Below are 16,729 nucleotides of genomic sequence, written 5' to 3'. Positions count from 1 at the left end.
CAGGGTCAGTCACGGCCCTAACGATAGAAAAAGGAAAACTGTAACCAGCTACAAGCTCTATACCGGCTCTATCTCCATAATGAAGGGGTTATTTTCTGCTCACCATTTATTAATGAACCTGTTCAGCTGATACTTGACGCTGCGCACTGTAAAAACAGGATTCGCATCTTTTCTCCGTAACGCTGCCATGCAACTCTAATACTGCTTGGCCAGCACTTCACCCTGCCCAGATCTGCTGGTGTGCTAAACTCTTGTGATGCTTCTGCCTATTTCCCTTTCAGAAACCCAAGCCCTGTTTTCGGGCTGATTTTGTAAAACCAGCCCGAAAACAGGGCTTGGGGTATTTCAAGTTGCGCTTTATGAACTGGTGAATCAAAATGTGGCAAAGAATTTTTCACCCCTCCAGAGAACGCAATTCTGAATCATCAGGGGGAATCCCCTCTCTGGAGAGGCAGGGGTGGGTTTAAAACCGGTAGCAAACTGTGTTACTATTTAACTGAAGACTGCTAAAGATTAAAGTGACGGTTCCCTATTATATGCTAAGCCAAGGCTTCAGGTATGCCTGGTTCAGGGGAGGCTACTTCCAGCTGCTTTATTCTGCGGGGCAGGCCTACAATCCAGACAATATCCCCTTCTTCAAAAACCAGCTCTGAGTCTGGGTTGAGCATGCGCCGCCCTTTGCGCTCCACCCCAACTATGAGGCCTTTGGTTTTTTCACGCACGCCAGAATTTCTAATGGATTTATGCAATAGCACAGAACCAGCACGGATCTGGAGCTTTTGGAGCCGCACGCTTTCACGCTCTTCCTCCTGTGAGGAGGTCAGGACAGACCGCGTCTGGATGAATTGCCTGAACGCTTCTGTCTGGCTTTCCTCCCCCACCACAAAGACCTTATCATTGGGGAAGATCAGCTCGTTTCTGGTGGGGGCGGTAATGGTGCGGTCGCCACGTTCAATGACGGCTACATTCACTCCGTATTTCTCCCGTACCTGCAGGTCAAGCAGGCTTTTACCTACCACCGCAGATCCAGGGTCAATCTCAAAACTGGTAAGGTGAACATCCCAAGGGGTGAGTGTATGGTGCATTCTGACCGCCTCCTGCAGCTCCCTCGCATTTAAATTCTTCACAAACCGGTTTTCAATCCTGATATAGAACTGCTGAATTTTCTGGGAGAACATCATAAGGAACGCCACCATCACCAGCCCTACCACAATGGCCAATTGCACTGAGAAGAACTGGTTCAGCAACACCCCTATAAACAGAATGGCCACCGCCACCCGCCCAAACTCCAGCACAATGACCAGGCTCCGGTAATTACGGTTAGCCCAAATACGGCCCTGCGCCTCTTTCTGCGGATGGTAAATGGCCAAGGCCCACAGGAACGGTGCCATCACCAAAAACGTGATGGCTGTAGTGACCACATCTCCCCAATTTCCGTTCACCACATTCTCTACAATAAACGGGTTAAGATACTGCGCAGACAAGAGTATGATACTGATGATGATGACGCAGTACACCACCATATGCAACACGTATGACCGCAACACAAGCTTCCAGTCACTGGTGGTGGAAATGATCTGGGTACCTGAGCTGTACTCATTCAGGGACTTTTGCCACTTGGCCGGAAGTAATCTTTCTACCAACCGATAAAGAGGCTCAGAGAACTTGATCATGTACGGAGTTGTAAACGTAGTAACGGCTGAGACCGCTACCGCCACCGGATACAGGAAATCGCTGGTAACTTTGAGCGTGAGCCCCAGCGTGGCAATGATAAAGGAGAATTCCCCAATCTGAGACACGCTCATGCCACTCTGAATAGACGTTTTAAGCCCTTGACCAGAAATAAGCCCGCCCCCGGTAATACTAATGGCTTTCCCCACCAGTGTGACAAGCGTTATCAATGCAATAGGCCCGGCATAGGTCACCATCATTGCCGGGTCAATCAAGATACCTACTGACACAAAGAAGATTGCCCCAAACAAGTCTTTCACCGAGGCAACAAGATGCTCAATCTTTTCAGCCTTGGTGGTCTCAGCCAGGATAGAGCCCATGATGAAAGCGCCTAATGCGGGAGAAAAGCCCGCCTGCGCCGCCAGAATAACCATGAGCAGGCATAGGGCCAATGACACAATAAGCAAGGTCTCATCATTCATGAGCTTGCTGGCCTTGCGCAGGAACGTAGGAATCAGGAAAATCCCTCCCAGAAACCAGAGCAACAGAAAGAAGGCCAGCTTTAAAACCGCCGCCAGCATTTCTGAGCCGGCAAACTGCTGGCTTACCGCCAAGGTAGAGAGCAACACCATGAGCAAAATGGCCACCAGATCTTCTACAATCAAGACCCCAAATACCAGCCCGGCGAAACGCTGTGTTTTTACGCCCAGCTCGTCAAATGCCCTAATGATAATGGTGGTAGAAGATATAGAGAGAATCCCGCCCAGGAAAATACTGTCCATGGTAGACCAGCCCAGAATCTTACCGGTAAGGTAGCCCAGCAGCAGCATGACTACTACTTCTATCAAGGCCATCACCGAAGAGGCCCCACCCACTTTCACTAACTTCTTAAAGCTGAACTCCAGCCCCAGGCTGAACAATAAGAAGATCACCCCAATCTCTGCCCAGATGTTGATATTCTCCAGTTCAATGATGGTGGGGAATAGGGCAACGTGCGGCCCCACCAAGAGCCCGGCAATAATATAACCCAACACCAAAGGCTGCTTCAGTTTTTTAAATAGAAGGGTAGTGATACCGGCAGCCCCCAGTATCAATCCCAGATCAGTTATTAAATGCGGTAAATGCGTCATGGTAAGAAGTGTAATGAAGATTCAACTGCCCGTATAAAAGAAGAGGGCAACAGCTGTTTGCCAAAAAGTACCAACTACACTGGAGCTGGCAAATCTGGGACTGGTGTGTAAGAATTCTATTTAAAGAAGAGGGCAGACCACTTTCTACAGAATACAGGATTCCCTTCTCCGCACTAAAGCGGAAAATAGATTACTAATAGATACGTAAAAAGCAGGAACGGGGACCACAGCAAGTAATGACAGGGCATCTTCTGGCGGCAGCAGGGTGAAACGCTACGGGGCGTTGGGCTGAAGGGAAAAGAGAAGGAATTTTGACGCGGGAACCTTAGTCAGAAAAAGACATATTTGCTCCGGGGAAAAACAAGAAGAAGCCCACAGGGCAGACAAATCAATGCTTGCAGGTAAAAAGGCAGGGGCAACCTGCAGAGAGGGTGCTTGTGACACTTTGGCATCAGCGAAGACATGAACAGCCTCTTGCTGCACCTGCGCTGTTTCTGGGTCTTTTTCCCGTGCCTTCAGAGTATTGGCTTCCGGAGCCGGTTTCCCGGTAGAACAGCTTAGCAGAAATTTGTAGACCTCTGTTTCCTGCCCCGGCAGCGTCAGTGCCCAAAGCAGCATCACCGCCATGAGCGGAAGTTTGAGAGGCTGTTTTATTTTCCTGAAAACCAAGTTTAGCATTATTGCAATAATACGGTTTTTAGCCTTAAAGGGCAAACCGCCTGTCCCTTTCCGGTAACAGCATCTGCTTCTTTCTCACTACTTCCTGCCAAATAAAAGAGGAGCCCATGCCTGGGCAATGAACATGTTTTAATGCTTCTTTTTAAGACAGTTGCCCCCTGCCGGGAGGGTCATAAAGAAGAGAAGGCTTCCCTATCAGGAAGCCTTCTCTTCTTGCAATAGTGGGCTATGCATTATCTGGCATGCAGGTGAATCTCTACCTTCCGGGCTTCAGGACCTCTACTTCCCAGAACCTCAGATTGTGTCTCAAACTTAAAGCTGCGTTGGCGGTGCTTCATCTCTATGTACTTCTGCAACAACCTGGCCCGCTGCTGGGCTACCCTAACTTTCCCTTTGGCCGGCCCAATATTGTCTGAGTAACCTTTCACCCAGAGTGAAGCCCCGTCAGGCAATTGAGCCAGGAAACCGTCAAGTTCAGCCGCCGCAGCATCAGTCATGTAGACCTCGTTAAAGCCGTAGGAAACGGTAAGGGTAGTAGGAACAGGAACAGCAGCAGGCTCAATGGCAACCGGCTCCGGTGCGGGTTCTAACTCAACCTTTGACACTACTGGATCGGGGCCATTAACATAGGCAGTATAGTTGCCGTCTGCGGTGCGGGTGATCCACATCTCATTCTCCCCCAGCCTTTTATAAGCAGAATTAAAGGCATTCTCCCTGTTTACCCGTGTACTGAACTTTACCGCCTCTCCAGTAGGTTTGGAGCCACCCCCAATAGGCATAGAATACACAGAGGCCTGGTCACCGCTCTTGCGGGAGAAGAACAGGGAGTCATTCATCACATACGGGGAAAACTCCGCTTCCCTGGTATTGGGTGGGGTGCCCAGACCGGTTGGCTTAGACCACTTGCCCCCCTCCCACTTGCTCAGATAAATATCATCATACCCCTTGGTCCTGCCCAAGTCAGCGGCCATGAATAACGTGTTTTGGTCTGGTGATAGGTAGGCACCCAAGTTATAGGAGTTGTTCTTGATCTTGGGGAACGGCTTTTCCCCTGCTTTCTGAAAACTGGCACCATCCCAGCGGTAGATAACAATCTTATGGTCTTTGCGCCCGGTCTTCTGATAGACATAGACCTCGTTTCCCCCGGCACTGGAGCCTATCAGGGCATTTACGGCCCCTCCGTTTAAAGAAGTCTCCTTTTTAAAGGTGCTCTGGTCTCCTTTTCTCTCTGAGTAGAGGTACTGGCCGTCTTTTTCTTTGATGGTGTAGAGCACAAGGTTCTCCCCCACAATAAACAAGTCAGCAATGTTCTCTCTGGTTTCTTTGATAGCCGTCTGGGCGTGTGCATAAACCGCAGATGACAGTAATATGGCAATGGTGTAGATGGTTTTTTTCATAGACTCTAGGTAGCGCAGGTTACCACATGGTTACTTTTTTACCCAGCTTAGGGTACTTCACTTGGAACAGGTTGTACGTCACTATAAACTCGCTGGTGTTCTTGCCAATGATAGAGGCGTCGCCGGTTGGCCTCTCCAGCACATACCCTATTCTGAACTGGCTCACCCTGAGCCCCGCGTTGAGGGTATAGGCCAGGTCATGGCGGTAGCCGCCCCCCACCCAGAACATATTCTGAAAGACAGCTTTGCCCTGCACTTCTACCGTTTCCTTCAGATTGCTGTCATACCGGAAAATACTGTTGGCTACCAGCCCCACCTGCTCTGACACCGCCACCCGGTAGCCGGCCTGCGCCACGTGCTGCAGGGCGTAGGTGTCATTGAGGAACTCCTTCCCAGAGGTTAGCCCCCCTTGCCCAACATCCTGCAAGGCATAGCCCAGGTAGAAGTTCTCACCAGTCAGCATCACGCCTACGTTCACATCCAGTTTATTCACCCGCCCTTCTTTGCCAATGTATTCATCAAACTCGGTGTCACCAGACTCATCTAAAATCAGCTTATTCCCGTTCAGGCGCGTCAGGGTATAGGTGGCGGCAGCCCCCGCCCTGAGGCTCAGTTTTTCTGACAGACGAATACGGGAACCGTAACTCAGGAACACCTGACTCTCAGCAAACGGCCCGAAGCTGTCATGCAGCACAGAAAGCCCCCAGGCGTGCTTGGCCCCGGCCTGTCTGTTATAAGCGTCATCCTCGCGGGTTTTAAGAACGTCGGTCTTCCGCCAGGCTGAAATGTCAGCGGCATCCAGTTCTACCGAGGCAAAGATGGTGCGCGGTGCGTCCTCAAACCCCGTCCACTGATCACGGTAGAATGTCTTGATCATGGAACCCTCATAGCCGGTGAGTGCCGGATTAAAGTACTGCTGAAACAGGGAGAAGTTGGCAATGTGCTTCCGGTTCTGGGCAGAGACGCCCAGAGCGGAAAGCAGTATACAAAAGGATATGGTCAGCTTTTTCATCTTCATTAATTTTTAAGGATGGTCACAGTACCTCTCTTCACGTAGTTGATGTCCTTGATATGGATGACGTACAGGTAAGGACCAGCCAGCACCTGGCCGTTCTTGTTCCGTCCGTCCCACTTCATGGTAGGATCATTGGTCTGGAAGATCAACACCCCGGAGCGGTCAAACACTTGAATCTCCACGTTATTGTAGTACTCCAGCTCTGGAATTCTCCAGGTATCGTTTTTGCCGTCGCCATTTGGGGTGAAGGCATTCACAATTTTCAGGTCAGGGGCAGCTGTATCATATCCCTCTTTGGTGATAGTGAAGACTTTTGAGAATTTATTATTTGGATTAACGCTGTAATAGGAGTCTCTGCTCTCCACCCTAATGGAGAACTGCGTCCTGCCGTAGAGATTCACACCACGCTTGAGGAACAGTTGATTCCCAACAATCGTGAACATTGAATTATCTGTGCTTCCTACTCCATCCACCAAAACGTAATTGTGTGCTGCGTCTCCAGGATATGGATCGTCTTCATCTACCGTTGTGAAAGCACCTATGGCCTGGTCTTCTTTGATGTCTGGTTGGAAAGAAGATTTGCTTAAGGTGATATCAGTAGGCGCTTTGTTTGGCATGATGCGCACCGTCCACTCCGCCGTCAGGTTAGAGAGGTTGGTAGCGTCTGATGGTACGGCAAGGGTTCCTGTCAACACATACTCACCGGCTCCCTTCCCGTCTGTGCTATAATTACCTGGCAGCCAGGAAACGGCCACCTGCTGCTTGCTGCCGTTAGAGAAGGTCACTTCAACCGTAGCAGGCTTGGTTAGTTGCGCGAACGTGGTGCGGTAAGGAACCTGTAAAGCAGCCGGTCTTGCAACAGAAACCATGTTCCGGTACTTCATTACTTGAGCCGTGACGTTTGCTCCGCGGTTGCCCGCCAGGTCGGTCTGGAAGAATGTGACCGTGAGCATGCCGTCATTGAGGCCACTCAGGTTTACATTAGCAATGTCAAAGTTACCAGTTATGGCAGTAGCCGAGCCCGTCACCGGAGTACCGCCCGCAGCGCTGGTGACCGTGTAGCTGTAAGGGATGTTTGGTTCAGCATTGGTTACCCGTAGTGTGATGGCACTGCTGTTGTTCACCGTTACCATATTCTGCACAAAGGCCACCCCATAGCCGGCCGGAGCCGTTCTGTCAAAGAGTACGCTGCTGCCGTTGGTGGTGGTGTTTACCGCTGCCCCCGGGTTACCTGTCACATCTGTGAAACTAATATTAAAAGCTACCAGTCCCTCAGGGTCACTGCTGGCCATGGTGTAGGTGGCAGTATAGCTATTAGCGGCAGTACCAGCAGTAACGGTGGCCGCGTTTCCGGCTATGGTCACTACCGGGGTCATGACAGGCTCATTGGAAGTGAAACTTACCGTTATCATATCCCCTACTTTTGCCCTTGTGGCACTGGCGTTGTTAGACACAATAGTCACAGCTGTTAATACTGGAGCGGTTCTATCAAATACAACACTACTACTGTTGGTGGTAGCCGTTTCAGCAATAGCCGCATTGCCCGTTACGTCTGCGAAGCTGATCCTGAAGGCTACGGTGCCCTCGGTATCATTTGCTTTCATGGTGTAGGCGGCGCTGTAGGCATTGCCTGTACCGGCGGTTACCGTGGCGGCATTTCCGGCAATGGTCACTGCTGGCGTCTTGATTGCCTCATTTGCAGTGAAGCTCACCGTTACCACATCGCCCACTTTGGCTTTGGCGGCATCTGCGTTGCTGGAGGCAATAGCTACAGAGGTCAACACAGGGGCTGTAATGTCAAACACTACCAGGCTGTTGTCTGTGGTGCGGTTCACGTCTGCCCCCTCATTGCCTGTCACGTCTTTAAAGCTGATGTTGAAAGCTACTGTGCCCTCTGCATCTGTGGCGGCCATGGTGTAGCTGGCCGTATAGGTATTCCCTGTGCCGGCTGTAACAGTGGCAGTTTGACCCGCAATGGTGACTATTGGCGTCATGATTGCCTCATTGGCCGTTAACGTCACCGTCACTACATCACCTACTTTCGCCCTGGCGGCGTCTGCGTTGCTGGAGGCAATGGCCACCGAAGTCAGGGAAGGAGCAGTTCTGTCAAATACCACCCGGCTGTTGTTGGTGGTAGCCGTTACGGTAACTGCCGCATTCCCGGTTACATCAGTAAATTTGATTTCAAAAGTTACCGGACCTTCAGGGTCACTGGCAGCCATGGTATATGCAGCCGTATAGCTATTGGCAACGGCACCAGAGGTCACCGTGGCGGCATGCCCTGCTATAGACACGGTAGGCGTCATGATAGGCTCAGAAGCTGTAAAGCTTATGGTCACCACGTCCCCTACTTTGGCTTTGGCCGCATCTGCATTGTTAGAGGCAATGGTCACCGAAGCCAGCACCGGAGAAGTTCTGTCAAACACCACGCGGCTGTTGTTGGTAGTGCTTGTTACCGTGGTTCCGGCATTTCCTGTCACATCCTGAAAGGCAATGCTGATGGCGACATTCCCCTCGGGGTCTGAGGCAGCCATGGTGTAGGTAGCGGTGTAACTGTTTGCTGCGGTGCCTGCTACCACAGCGGCAGCTTGGTTTGCGATTTTCACGGTGGGTGTTTTGATCGCTTCATCTGCCGTGAAACTTACCGTTACCACGTCTCCTACCTTGGCCTTAGTGGCGTCTGCATTGCTGGAGGCAATAGCCACGAAGGATAAGGCAGGTTTGGTTTTGTCAAACACTACCAGGCTATTGTCTGTGGTAGCTGAGACCGCAGTGGCCGCATTCCCTGTGACATCACTGAAATCAATCTGGAAAGCCACGGCTCCCTCTACATCATTAGCTGCCATGGTATAAGCGGCACTGTAGCTGTTGCCTGAAATAGCTGTCACCGTGGCGGCGTTCCCTGCAATAGTAACGTTAGGCGTTCTGATCGCTTCATTTGCGGTAAAGCTGACGGTCACCACGTCACCCACCTTGGCTTTGGCGGCGTCTGCGTTATTAGAGGCAATGGTTACTGAGTTGAGAACCGGTGCCGTTCTGTCAAACACCACGCTGCTGTTATCAGTGGTAGCCGTTACTGCGGTACCTGTGTTGCCAATGGCATCTTTAAAAGCGACGCTGAAAGGCACAGCCCCCTCCGCCTCAGCGGAAGTCATGGTGTAGCTGGCCGTGTATTGGCTGGTGGAAGTACCTACTGCGGAGACAGTTGCGGTTTTCCCGGCAATGGTCACCACTGGTGCCTGGATAGGCTCATTGGCGGTGATAGTGACGGTCACCACATCGCCTACTTTGGCTCTGGCCGGGTTGGCATTGTTGGAAGCGATGTTCACCACTGTCAATTGAGGGGCCACGGCATCTACCAAAACACCGCTAGTTGCCGGAACATTTTTCAGAGTCAGATTGGCCGCGTTACCCGAAGCGTCTTTCAAGGTTGCGCCGCTGGATGCAATAGAGGCAGCCAGTGAGATCCCATTCGAGTCAAAGTCATTGTTCTGCACGGTGTAGCGGAACGAAAGGGTGCTAGTGCCACTTCCTCCCGTCAGGGTTGCCTGAACGGTTTCAGTACCAATAGAGATAGGCAAACCAGGTGTTCCGCCCGAGACCTCAACTGTTTTGGAGAAGGTGACTGAGAAGTCCAGGTTATCTCCCGCCACATAAGTTCCATTGGCAGGCACCGTCACAGAGAGTACGCTTGGGGCAGTGCCGTCTATCAGCACCCCGGTGGTAGAGGCAACGTTGTTCAACTGCGTATTGGCATTGTTACCCGCGGCGTCAATTAGGGTCATGCCGCCAGAAAGGGTTAGGCTAGAGGCTAGCTGAATACCGTTCCCATCTTTCACTCCCTCACCCACGGTGTAACGGAACACCAGCGCAGAAGAACCGCTGCCAGACACGTAAGCCGCCGTTTGAGTCCCTCCCTCATCTGGGGTAAAATCAAGCCCCAGGGAACCGCTTCCCCCCACAGTCACCGGCTCAGTGAAGTTCACGGTGAAATTCATAGTCTGCCCATTCACGTAGGTAGCGTTGGCAGGAACTGACACAGAGGTAATTGCAGGTGCCACACCATCTATCAGAATATCTGTCATGGCACCTGGGGTAAACGTCCGCACCAGGCTGTTGCCTGCCCGGTCAAACACATCGCCGGTAGGCACTATCAATTCATTCAGGGCAAAAGTAATTCCGTTAATATCTAGATCTCCTGCCTGAACAGTGTACGTAAACGCCCATTCATTTGACTCTACCTGATTCTGCCAGGTAGCGGTTCTGGAGGTAGAGCCAACGGTAATGGTAAGTCTTGGGAACCCGGTGGCACTCAACATTTCTGAGAACTTTACCTTAAAGTCCAGTTTCTCCCCAATGCCGTATGTTTTGGCGGCAGGGAGAACTACTTCAGTGATAGTAGGTTTGGTCAGATCTACTGTAACCGTAAAGGTGTTGCTGGCGATACTTTCGTTGCCCGCTAAGTCAGTCACCATTGCATAAAACTTATGCTCCCCTTCTGTTAGGGTTGGAAGTGCTGCAGACCAGTTACCACTGGCCGTAGCGGTAGCGTTGCCTACCAAGGAGCCTGAAGCTAGGTTATATATCTTTACCCACAGGCTCGCCTCTGCAGTACCGCTCAGGGTTAGGGTTTGGTCATTGGTGAGGCCATCATTGTTGCTGACACCAGAATCATCAGCAATACGGGCAATGGCCGGAGCCGTGGGTTTATCTGTATCAATTGTCACTGAAAGCGCGTCGCTGGCAACGCTTGTGTTTCCGGCTATATCTGTGGCGGTAGCGGTAAAGCTGTATACCCCAGCAGTCAAAGCAGTGGCAGTGATTTGCCAGGAGCCATCTGCCCCAGCCGTGGCAGATCCCACTTCTACCGCTCCAGCGTATACATGCACTTTGGTACCCACCTCGGCAGTTCCTGTAAGTGTTGGGGTGGTATCATTGGTCAATTTATCTGAGTCACTGGACCCTGTATCACTGGAGGCCATCAAGTCTGGCTTAACAGGCTTGGCAGGGGCCGTGGCATCTATTGTAATAACCAGGGTGGTGCTTCCAGGGCTCACATTGCCCGCCGCATCAGTAGCCGTGGCAGAAATGGCATGTGGGCCATCCGCAAGAGCAGAACTGGAGGAAACTTGCCAAATACCAAAGGTTGCATCTGCCACGGCCGAACCAATCTCTACCCCACCCGCAAATACTTTCACCTTAGCCCCTTTTTCCGCGGTACCTGTAAAGGTGGGCTTCGATTGGTTGGTTAGGTTATCAGAATCACTGGCACCGGAGTCACTGGAGGCAAGCAGATCAGGCTGGGATGGGGCGGCTGGGGCGGTTCGATCTATAGTATAAGATTCACCGGTATTGTAGAGGGTGTTCAGCCCATTTCCCGCAAGGTCCATAATGCCCGTTTGGGAAGCATTTCTATACAAGTCTAAGCGGAGGGAGCCTTCACCAGACAAAATCTGCACCGACACGTCGTACTCTGTACCTGACAGTTTGGTCACGGGCTGGATCAGGCTACCAATTGTGCCCCCCTCTGTGGCGTTGAAATCTGTATTATTCACGCCCGTCACTTCTTCACTGAAGGTAACCCTGAAGGTAACGAAAGTATCGTTGACATACTCCTGGATTGGATTTTGCCGTTTAATGGAGACTATGAACGGGGCAATTTCATCCACATCAGTTATTGTAACCGTTATGGTCTGCTCATCATACAGTTTTTCCGCAGTATTTTCTGTGGCCCGTACAATCACCTCATACGTATTGTTTAGACCAACATCTGCTGGATTCTCGAAGTCAGGAGCAGTTTTAAAAGATAAAGAACCCGTTGTAGGGTCTATCTCAAACATAGCCTGATCTTCACCGCCAGAGATGCTGTACGTAACGGCATCCCTTTCATTATCAGTAGCCACTACTGAGGTGGCCACTTTTATATTCTCACCTAAAGAGATGCTTGCCGTTGCCCCACCACCGTTTGAGGTAATAACAGGAGCAGTTTTATTTGTAAAAGGACCTGAAAAGATATCATCTACATCAGCACCTCCAATCCCTCTCAAAGCAACCCCTCCGCGCGGCACTGTGGCTGTCAGTGAAAGCATGATCAACTCTGTAACACCATCTGAATCATACACTCTGCCTTCAATGGTGGTACTATTTACCCAAAGCACTTCCATTCTATACCACTTATTCAACTGGTAAGTGAAGGGCTTTGAGACAAGATCAACAAACCCGTAGTTGGCATTAGCCTGAAATAAAAGTTGATTAGTGTTAGGCGCCATGATAAAGGAGTGAGCACCAGCGGCACTAGCCCCAAAGCCGAGATAGATCCTCCCAGTTGCAGTAAATTTACCCCAGGCAGAAAGCTTATGGCCAGGATCTCCCAAGCTTACATCTGTCCTGTGCACCCATGCAGGGTTTGTAATTCCCTTTGAACCTGAAAAAGCAGCACTCGCTGATATGGTTCCAGCACCACCAACCCAGGGCGACCATGGCCAAGTGGCCTCATTTTCGAAGTCTTCAATTTTTTGAGCGAAGACTTCGTGAGAGAACAACACTAATAAAAGCAAAATGACTTTAGTAGCTGTGTTTATCATACTAAAACTAAATTTAAAATATCTATGCAATTGAAAGGTGGAATATTATTCCTAACCAATAACTCAATAAGCCCCTGCTGTTGAACTGACCACTCATTGCCACTAATACCAAACATCCAGTAGTATCTGCAAGCCCATGATTGTGACTGTTATTCTATTCCACTTAAAAATAACTTGCGGTGAAAGCAATTACAGGTTTACAATAAACACCTGCCCGGCTGTAATAAAACCTATTTAGATTGCACACCATACATTGCAGCAATAGCAACAACAATGAAGCATCCCCTCCTTTGTCACCATCAAGCAGACTTGTTCACTTATACCAACTTAGAATCAACACCAGCAAGCTTTCACGTAAGTTCATAGTTATTCTTCTCTATCTATGGCAGCGAACTAAATGCCATATCCATAGATTCTACTTTAAGAGCTTTACAAGCAGACTAATGAGATAAAATTAATTGCACTTATAGAACATTAAACTTACTAAACATGCCTTAGCGCAAGCATGTAGAACAAAATCAATATCTAAAAATTACAAAACAGCACACCAACGGCATTCCTTTTTCATCCATGACAAATAAAACCAAACAGGAAAGCTATTGCTCCAAAAGGATTACCTAAAAGAGACTGACTATCAATAGAGGGGGAAGGATGATAGTTGTCCAAAGTTTGTAAAAATTATTTTAATAATAAAGCATCTCTGAAATAAAGCAGCCATTTACAACACCTTCCCTCTAACAATAAGCCAAAAGGTCAAATTTTAAAGGGAATTATTTCAAAAGACAGCAAGGCAGCAAATTTGTTACTTGATTAACAATAGAAGCAGGAGCAATATTTTTCAAAAACTGAATTTTAAAGAGATTATATAATTTTAAAGCGAATAAATTGAGGCTGTTTTAGAGATTCTATATATAGTTATGGCGCAAGCGTCCGCATGTGGCCTTACGATAAGTAAGCATCTGTTTCCGGGCTGTTTTTTGGAAAGTAGCCCCAAAACGTAGGCATACGCCCAGGCTTGGGCCCTGCCAAGGCAGCCAAAACCCAGAACACATCACCCAAAGAAAAAGGGGAAAACTCTAATCAGGTGTAGTATGAAAGCGTCAGGAATTCTAAAAACCCACAAAGGAAAGTACGCTACTCAACATGCTGTAAAATCATCATCTAAGAAATAGAAGATGCCTGCAAGAGGTAAGTGAAAGGACTTTACAAAATGTATTTAAATTATGAACCTCTTAACGCCAAAGCGTCTGTGAGAGCCTAGAAGCAATCTCCTAAGTGCCTGACCAAGGTGCAAGGGCTCTGCCCGGGGAGGGGTTGCCTCTGTTTTTGGCCTGTTTTCAGGAAAACAGGCCAAAAACAGAACAGATTTTTAACCACTTCATGTATGGGTCGTTTCTGTTGCTGTGCTCGCACGAGTAGGGTCTTTGGCGAACTCAGGCGCTCCCCAGATATTTCCTACGCATAAAAAAAGCCCTGTCATTCCTGACAGGGCTTTCCGAAAATTTTTAGTGGCAATTACAGCACCACGCCTTCGGCCACTACTTCCTGCACCTCGGGCACCATGCGCTTGAGCAGGTTCTCAATACCGGCTTTCAAGGTGACCGTGGCAGACGGGCAGCCGCTGCAGGAGCCTTGCAGGTTCACCGTCACAATTCCCTCCTTATAAGACTTGAAGGTGATGTTCCCGCCGTCTTGCTCAACCGCCGGGCGCACGTAATTTTCCAGCAGATCAATCACCTTCTGGGAGATCTCGGTGTCCTCGGCAGACAAATCACCAGAAACGTCAGCGGCCGCACTGGCAGCGGTAGAGGTGGTGGGGGTGCCTATGAAGATAGGACCGCCGGCCTCTACGTATGATTTGATAAAGGTTCTCAGCTCAGGGATGAGCTGCGCCCACTGCACCGGTGAGTTCTTGGTGATGGTCACAAAATTGCTGGCAATGAACACCCGGCTCACGTAGTCAAAGTTGAACAGCTCCTGCGCAAACGGCGACTCTACCGCGCTTTCCACGGTAGGGTAGTCCACGCTTCCGCCGTCACCCAGCAGAACGGAGTTCAACACAAATTTCATTGATTCCGGATTTGGGTTCGCCTCTGCGTACACAGATACCGGTTTGGTTGTATTTTCAGTCATGGCTGGTCTCTTTAATATAGTAAAAACTAACTACCTGCTCTTTAAGTTTCCAAAATTAGGTAAAAATACCTTACCGCGCAGTTCCCTCTTGGGTACCACGCCCCACGGGGAGCCCCTCCTCACAAAACGCGGCAGAAAGGGGGCAGGTTTTTGATCAGAAACCGTAACTTTACCCCCGTTGATTGTTCATTAAACCCGCGCCTCATGCTTAACTACACCGTGTTACTGTCTGCCACCCCGCCAGACGTTCCTGGTTACCTGATTGCCCCATTTGTGCTGTTGATTGGTTTGATTGCCACCGGCCCCATTTTTTTCCCGCACTTCTGGCATAAGAATTTCAAAGTGATTGCCGTTGGCCTGGGGCTGCTGGTGCTGGCCTACTACCTGTTTGTGCTGCATGACCACCACATGCCGGCTGAGACCTTGGCTGAGTACGCTTCGTTTGCCATTCTGCTCTCCTCTTTGTACATCGCCGCTGGCGGAATTTATATCAACGCCAACGCCAATGCTACGCCTATCATCAACGTGGGTATTCTGGTGGTGGGCGCGGTGATTGCCAATGTGATAGGCACCACCGGCGCTTCCCTCCTGCTCATCAGGCCGTTTATCCGGTTAAACAACCACCGCATAAAGCCGTACCAGATTGTCTTCTTTATCTTTATTGTGAGCAACGCGGGCGGCATGCTGACCCCATTGGGTGACCCGCCGCTGTTCATTGGTTTCCTGAAAGGGGTTCCCTTCTTCTGGACCCTGCAGCACCTGCTCTCCCCTTGGGCCATTGCCGTAAGTGCGCTGTGCCTTATCTTCTTTATCCTGGACAGCCGCAACAAGGAGGGCTTTATACCCAAGGCGGAAGTGAAGGCCCGCAATGAAGCCAAAACCGAATTCTTCTTCACCGGCAAGCGCAATATTCTATGGCTGGCGGTCATCATAGGGGCCACGTTCCTGAATCCCTCCTCCTATGAATGGTTGCCGTACATTCCGTTAGAAGGCGGCATCAAAGTATCTTTTGTACGGGAGATTGTTCAGCTGACCGCAGCCATTCTCTGCTTCAAGTTCGCCAGCAGAACCGCCCTCAATGGTAACCACTTCTCCTTTGACCCCATCATGGAGGTGGTGTTCCTGTTCTTCGGGATTTTCTTCACCATGATGCCGGCTTTGCAGCTTTCTGCCGAACTGGCCTCTTCCCCTGAGTTTGCCGCCAAACTTACCCCCTCGGTGTTTTACTGGGTCACCGGTTCCCTTTCCGGAGTGCTGGACAATGCTCCCACCTACGCCAATTTCCTATCATTGGGCATGGCCAAATACCACATGAACTACGCCAATACCGCGCAGGTTCATGATTTCGCCTACGGCTTGGCGCAGTCGCCTGAGACGTTGCTGGTTCTGGAGGCTATTTCTATTGGGGCCGTTTTATTTGGGGCCATGACCTACATTGGCAACGGACCCAACTTTATGGTGAAAGCCATTGCCGAGCAGGCTGGTGTCAAAATGCCGCCGTTCTTCCAGTATATGTTCAAATATTCCCTCGTCTACCTGCTGCCCGTGCTCGCGCTGATCTGGGTGCTGGTGATTCTGTAGCAACTGATCTTTTTAAAAGTTAAAAGCGTTTTCGGGCTGTTTTTCAAAAAACAGCCCGAAAACGCTTTTTCTATGCTTGCCTCCTGAAGCAGCCCCCCTCCCGTGGCAGTATGTTCGCTGAGGCTATTGGCGCAGACGCCCGCAGGAGCTGCGCGCACTATCAGCTCTTTGGAGCAGGCAGCACAGCGGGGCAGGCGTAGGTTCTGTTTTTGGGCTGTTTTCAGGAAAACAGGCCAGAAACAGCATAGCGGTGTACCTGCTCCCTGCGGGAGAAGGTCAGGAGGAGGGGAAACGGTTCATGTTGTTATGGCAGAAGCTACTGGCACAGACGCTCGCAGGTCTGAAAGACGCTACGAGGTCTTTTGAGCAGGCGGTACAGCGGGGGCAGGCGTATGGAAACCACCCCTCCCAGGAGGGGAATTCTCTGGATGCATGGGGCATAGGCTGTGTGCCGTATTCCAGGCATGCGTGGACCGGCAGGTGTCAACATCCCCCTTCGCCCCCTTCAAAGGGGGAGTGTCAAAGTGAGTTCTGAGTTAT

The 16,729-nt window shown here is 50.3% G+C and carries 6 protein-coding genes; 1 reads left to right on the top strand and 5 read right to left on the bottom strand.

The window, feature by feature from the left end; translation table 11 throughout:
• Positions 1 to 539: 539 nt before the first annotated feature.
• From FHS90_RS01485 to FHS90_RS01465, 5 genes are all read right to left on the bottom strand, one after another.
• Complete coding sequence (locus FHS90_RS01485; protein WP_182511302.1) at positions 540 to 2,801, bottom strand: monovalent cation:proton antiporter family protein; 2,262 nt, start codon at positions 2,799 to 2,801, stop codon at positions 540 to 542.
• 911 nt (positions 2,802 to 3,712) lie between these two features.
• Positions 3,713 to 4,876, bottom strand: coding sequence for an OmpA family protein (locus FHS90_RS01480; RefSeq protein WP_182511301.1), 1,164 nt, complete (start codon positions 4,874 to 4,876; stop codon positions 3,713 to 3,715).
• Between the two features lie 19 nt (positions 4,877 to 4,895).
• Positions 4,896 to 5,888: a PorP/SprF family type IX secretion system membrane protein gene (locus FHS90_RS01475; protein WP_182511300.1), complete on the bottom strand. Its 993-nt coding sequence runs from the start codon at positions 5,886 to 5,888 to the stop codon at positions 4,896 to 4,898.
• Positions 5,889 to 5,893: 5 nt separating this feature from the next.
• Entirely contained in the window at positions 5,894 to 12,160 is a 6,267-nt protein-coding gene (locus tag FHS90_RS01470) for an Ig-like domain-containing protein (RefSeq protein WP_182511299.1), read from the bottom strand.
• 1,830 nt (positions 12,161 to 13,990) lie between these two features.
• The gene (locus tag FHS90_RS01465; RefSeq protein ID WP_066836886.1) at positions 13,991 to 14,608 is read right to left on the bottom strand and encodes a NifU family protein; all 618 of its coding nucleotides are present in this window, start codon (positions 14,606 to 14,608) and stop codon (positions 13,991 to 13,993) included.
• A 204-nt stretch (positions 14,609 to 14,812) separates the two neighbouring features.
• Between FHS90_RS01465 and FHS90_RS01460 the strand changes: the two genes are divergently transcribed.
• Positions 14,813 to 16,189 carry a sodium:proton antiporter gene (locus FHS90_RS01460; protein WP_066836951.1) on the top strand — a complete coding sequence of 459 codons (1,377 nt, stop codon included), beginning with the start codon at positions 14,813 to 14,815 and terminating at the stop codon, positions 16,187 to 16,189.
• Positions 16,190 to 16,729: the final 540 nt, after the last annotated feature.

The organism is Rufibacter ruber, from assembly GCF_014138425.1.
GTDB lineage: Bacteria > Bacteroidota > Bacteroidia > Cytophagales > Hymenobacteraceae > Nibribacter > Nibribacter ruber_C.
Note: the sequence above shows the minus strand (reverse complement) of the source record. Positions and strands in the feature narration are given on the sequence as shown.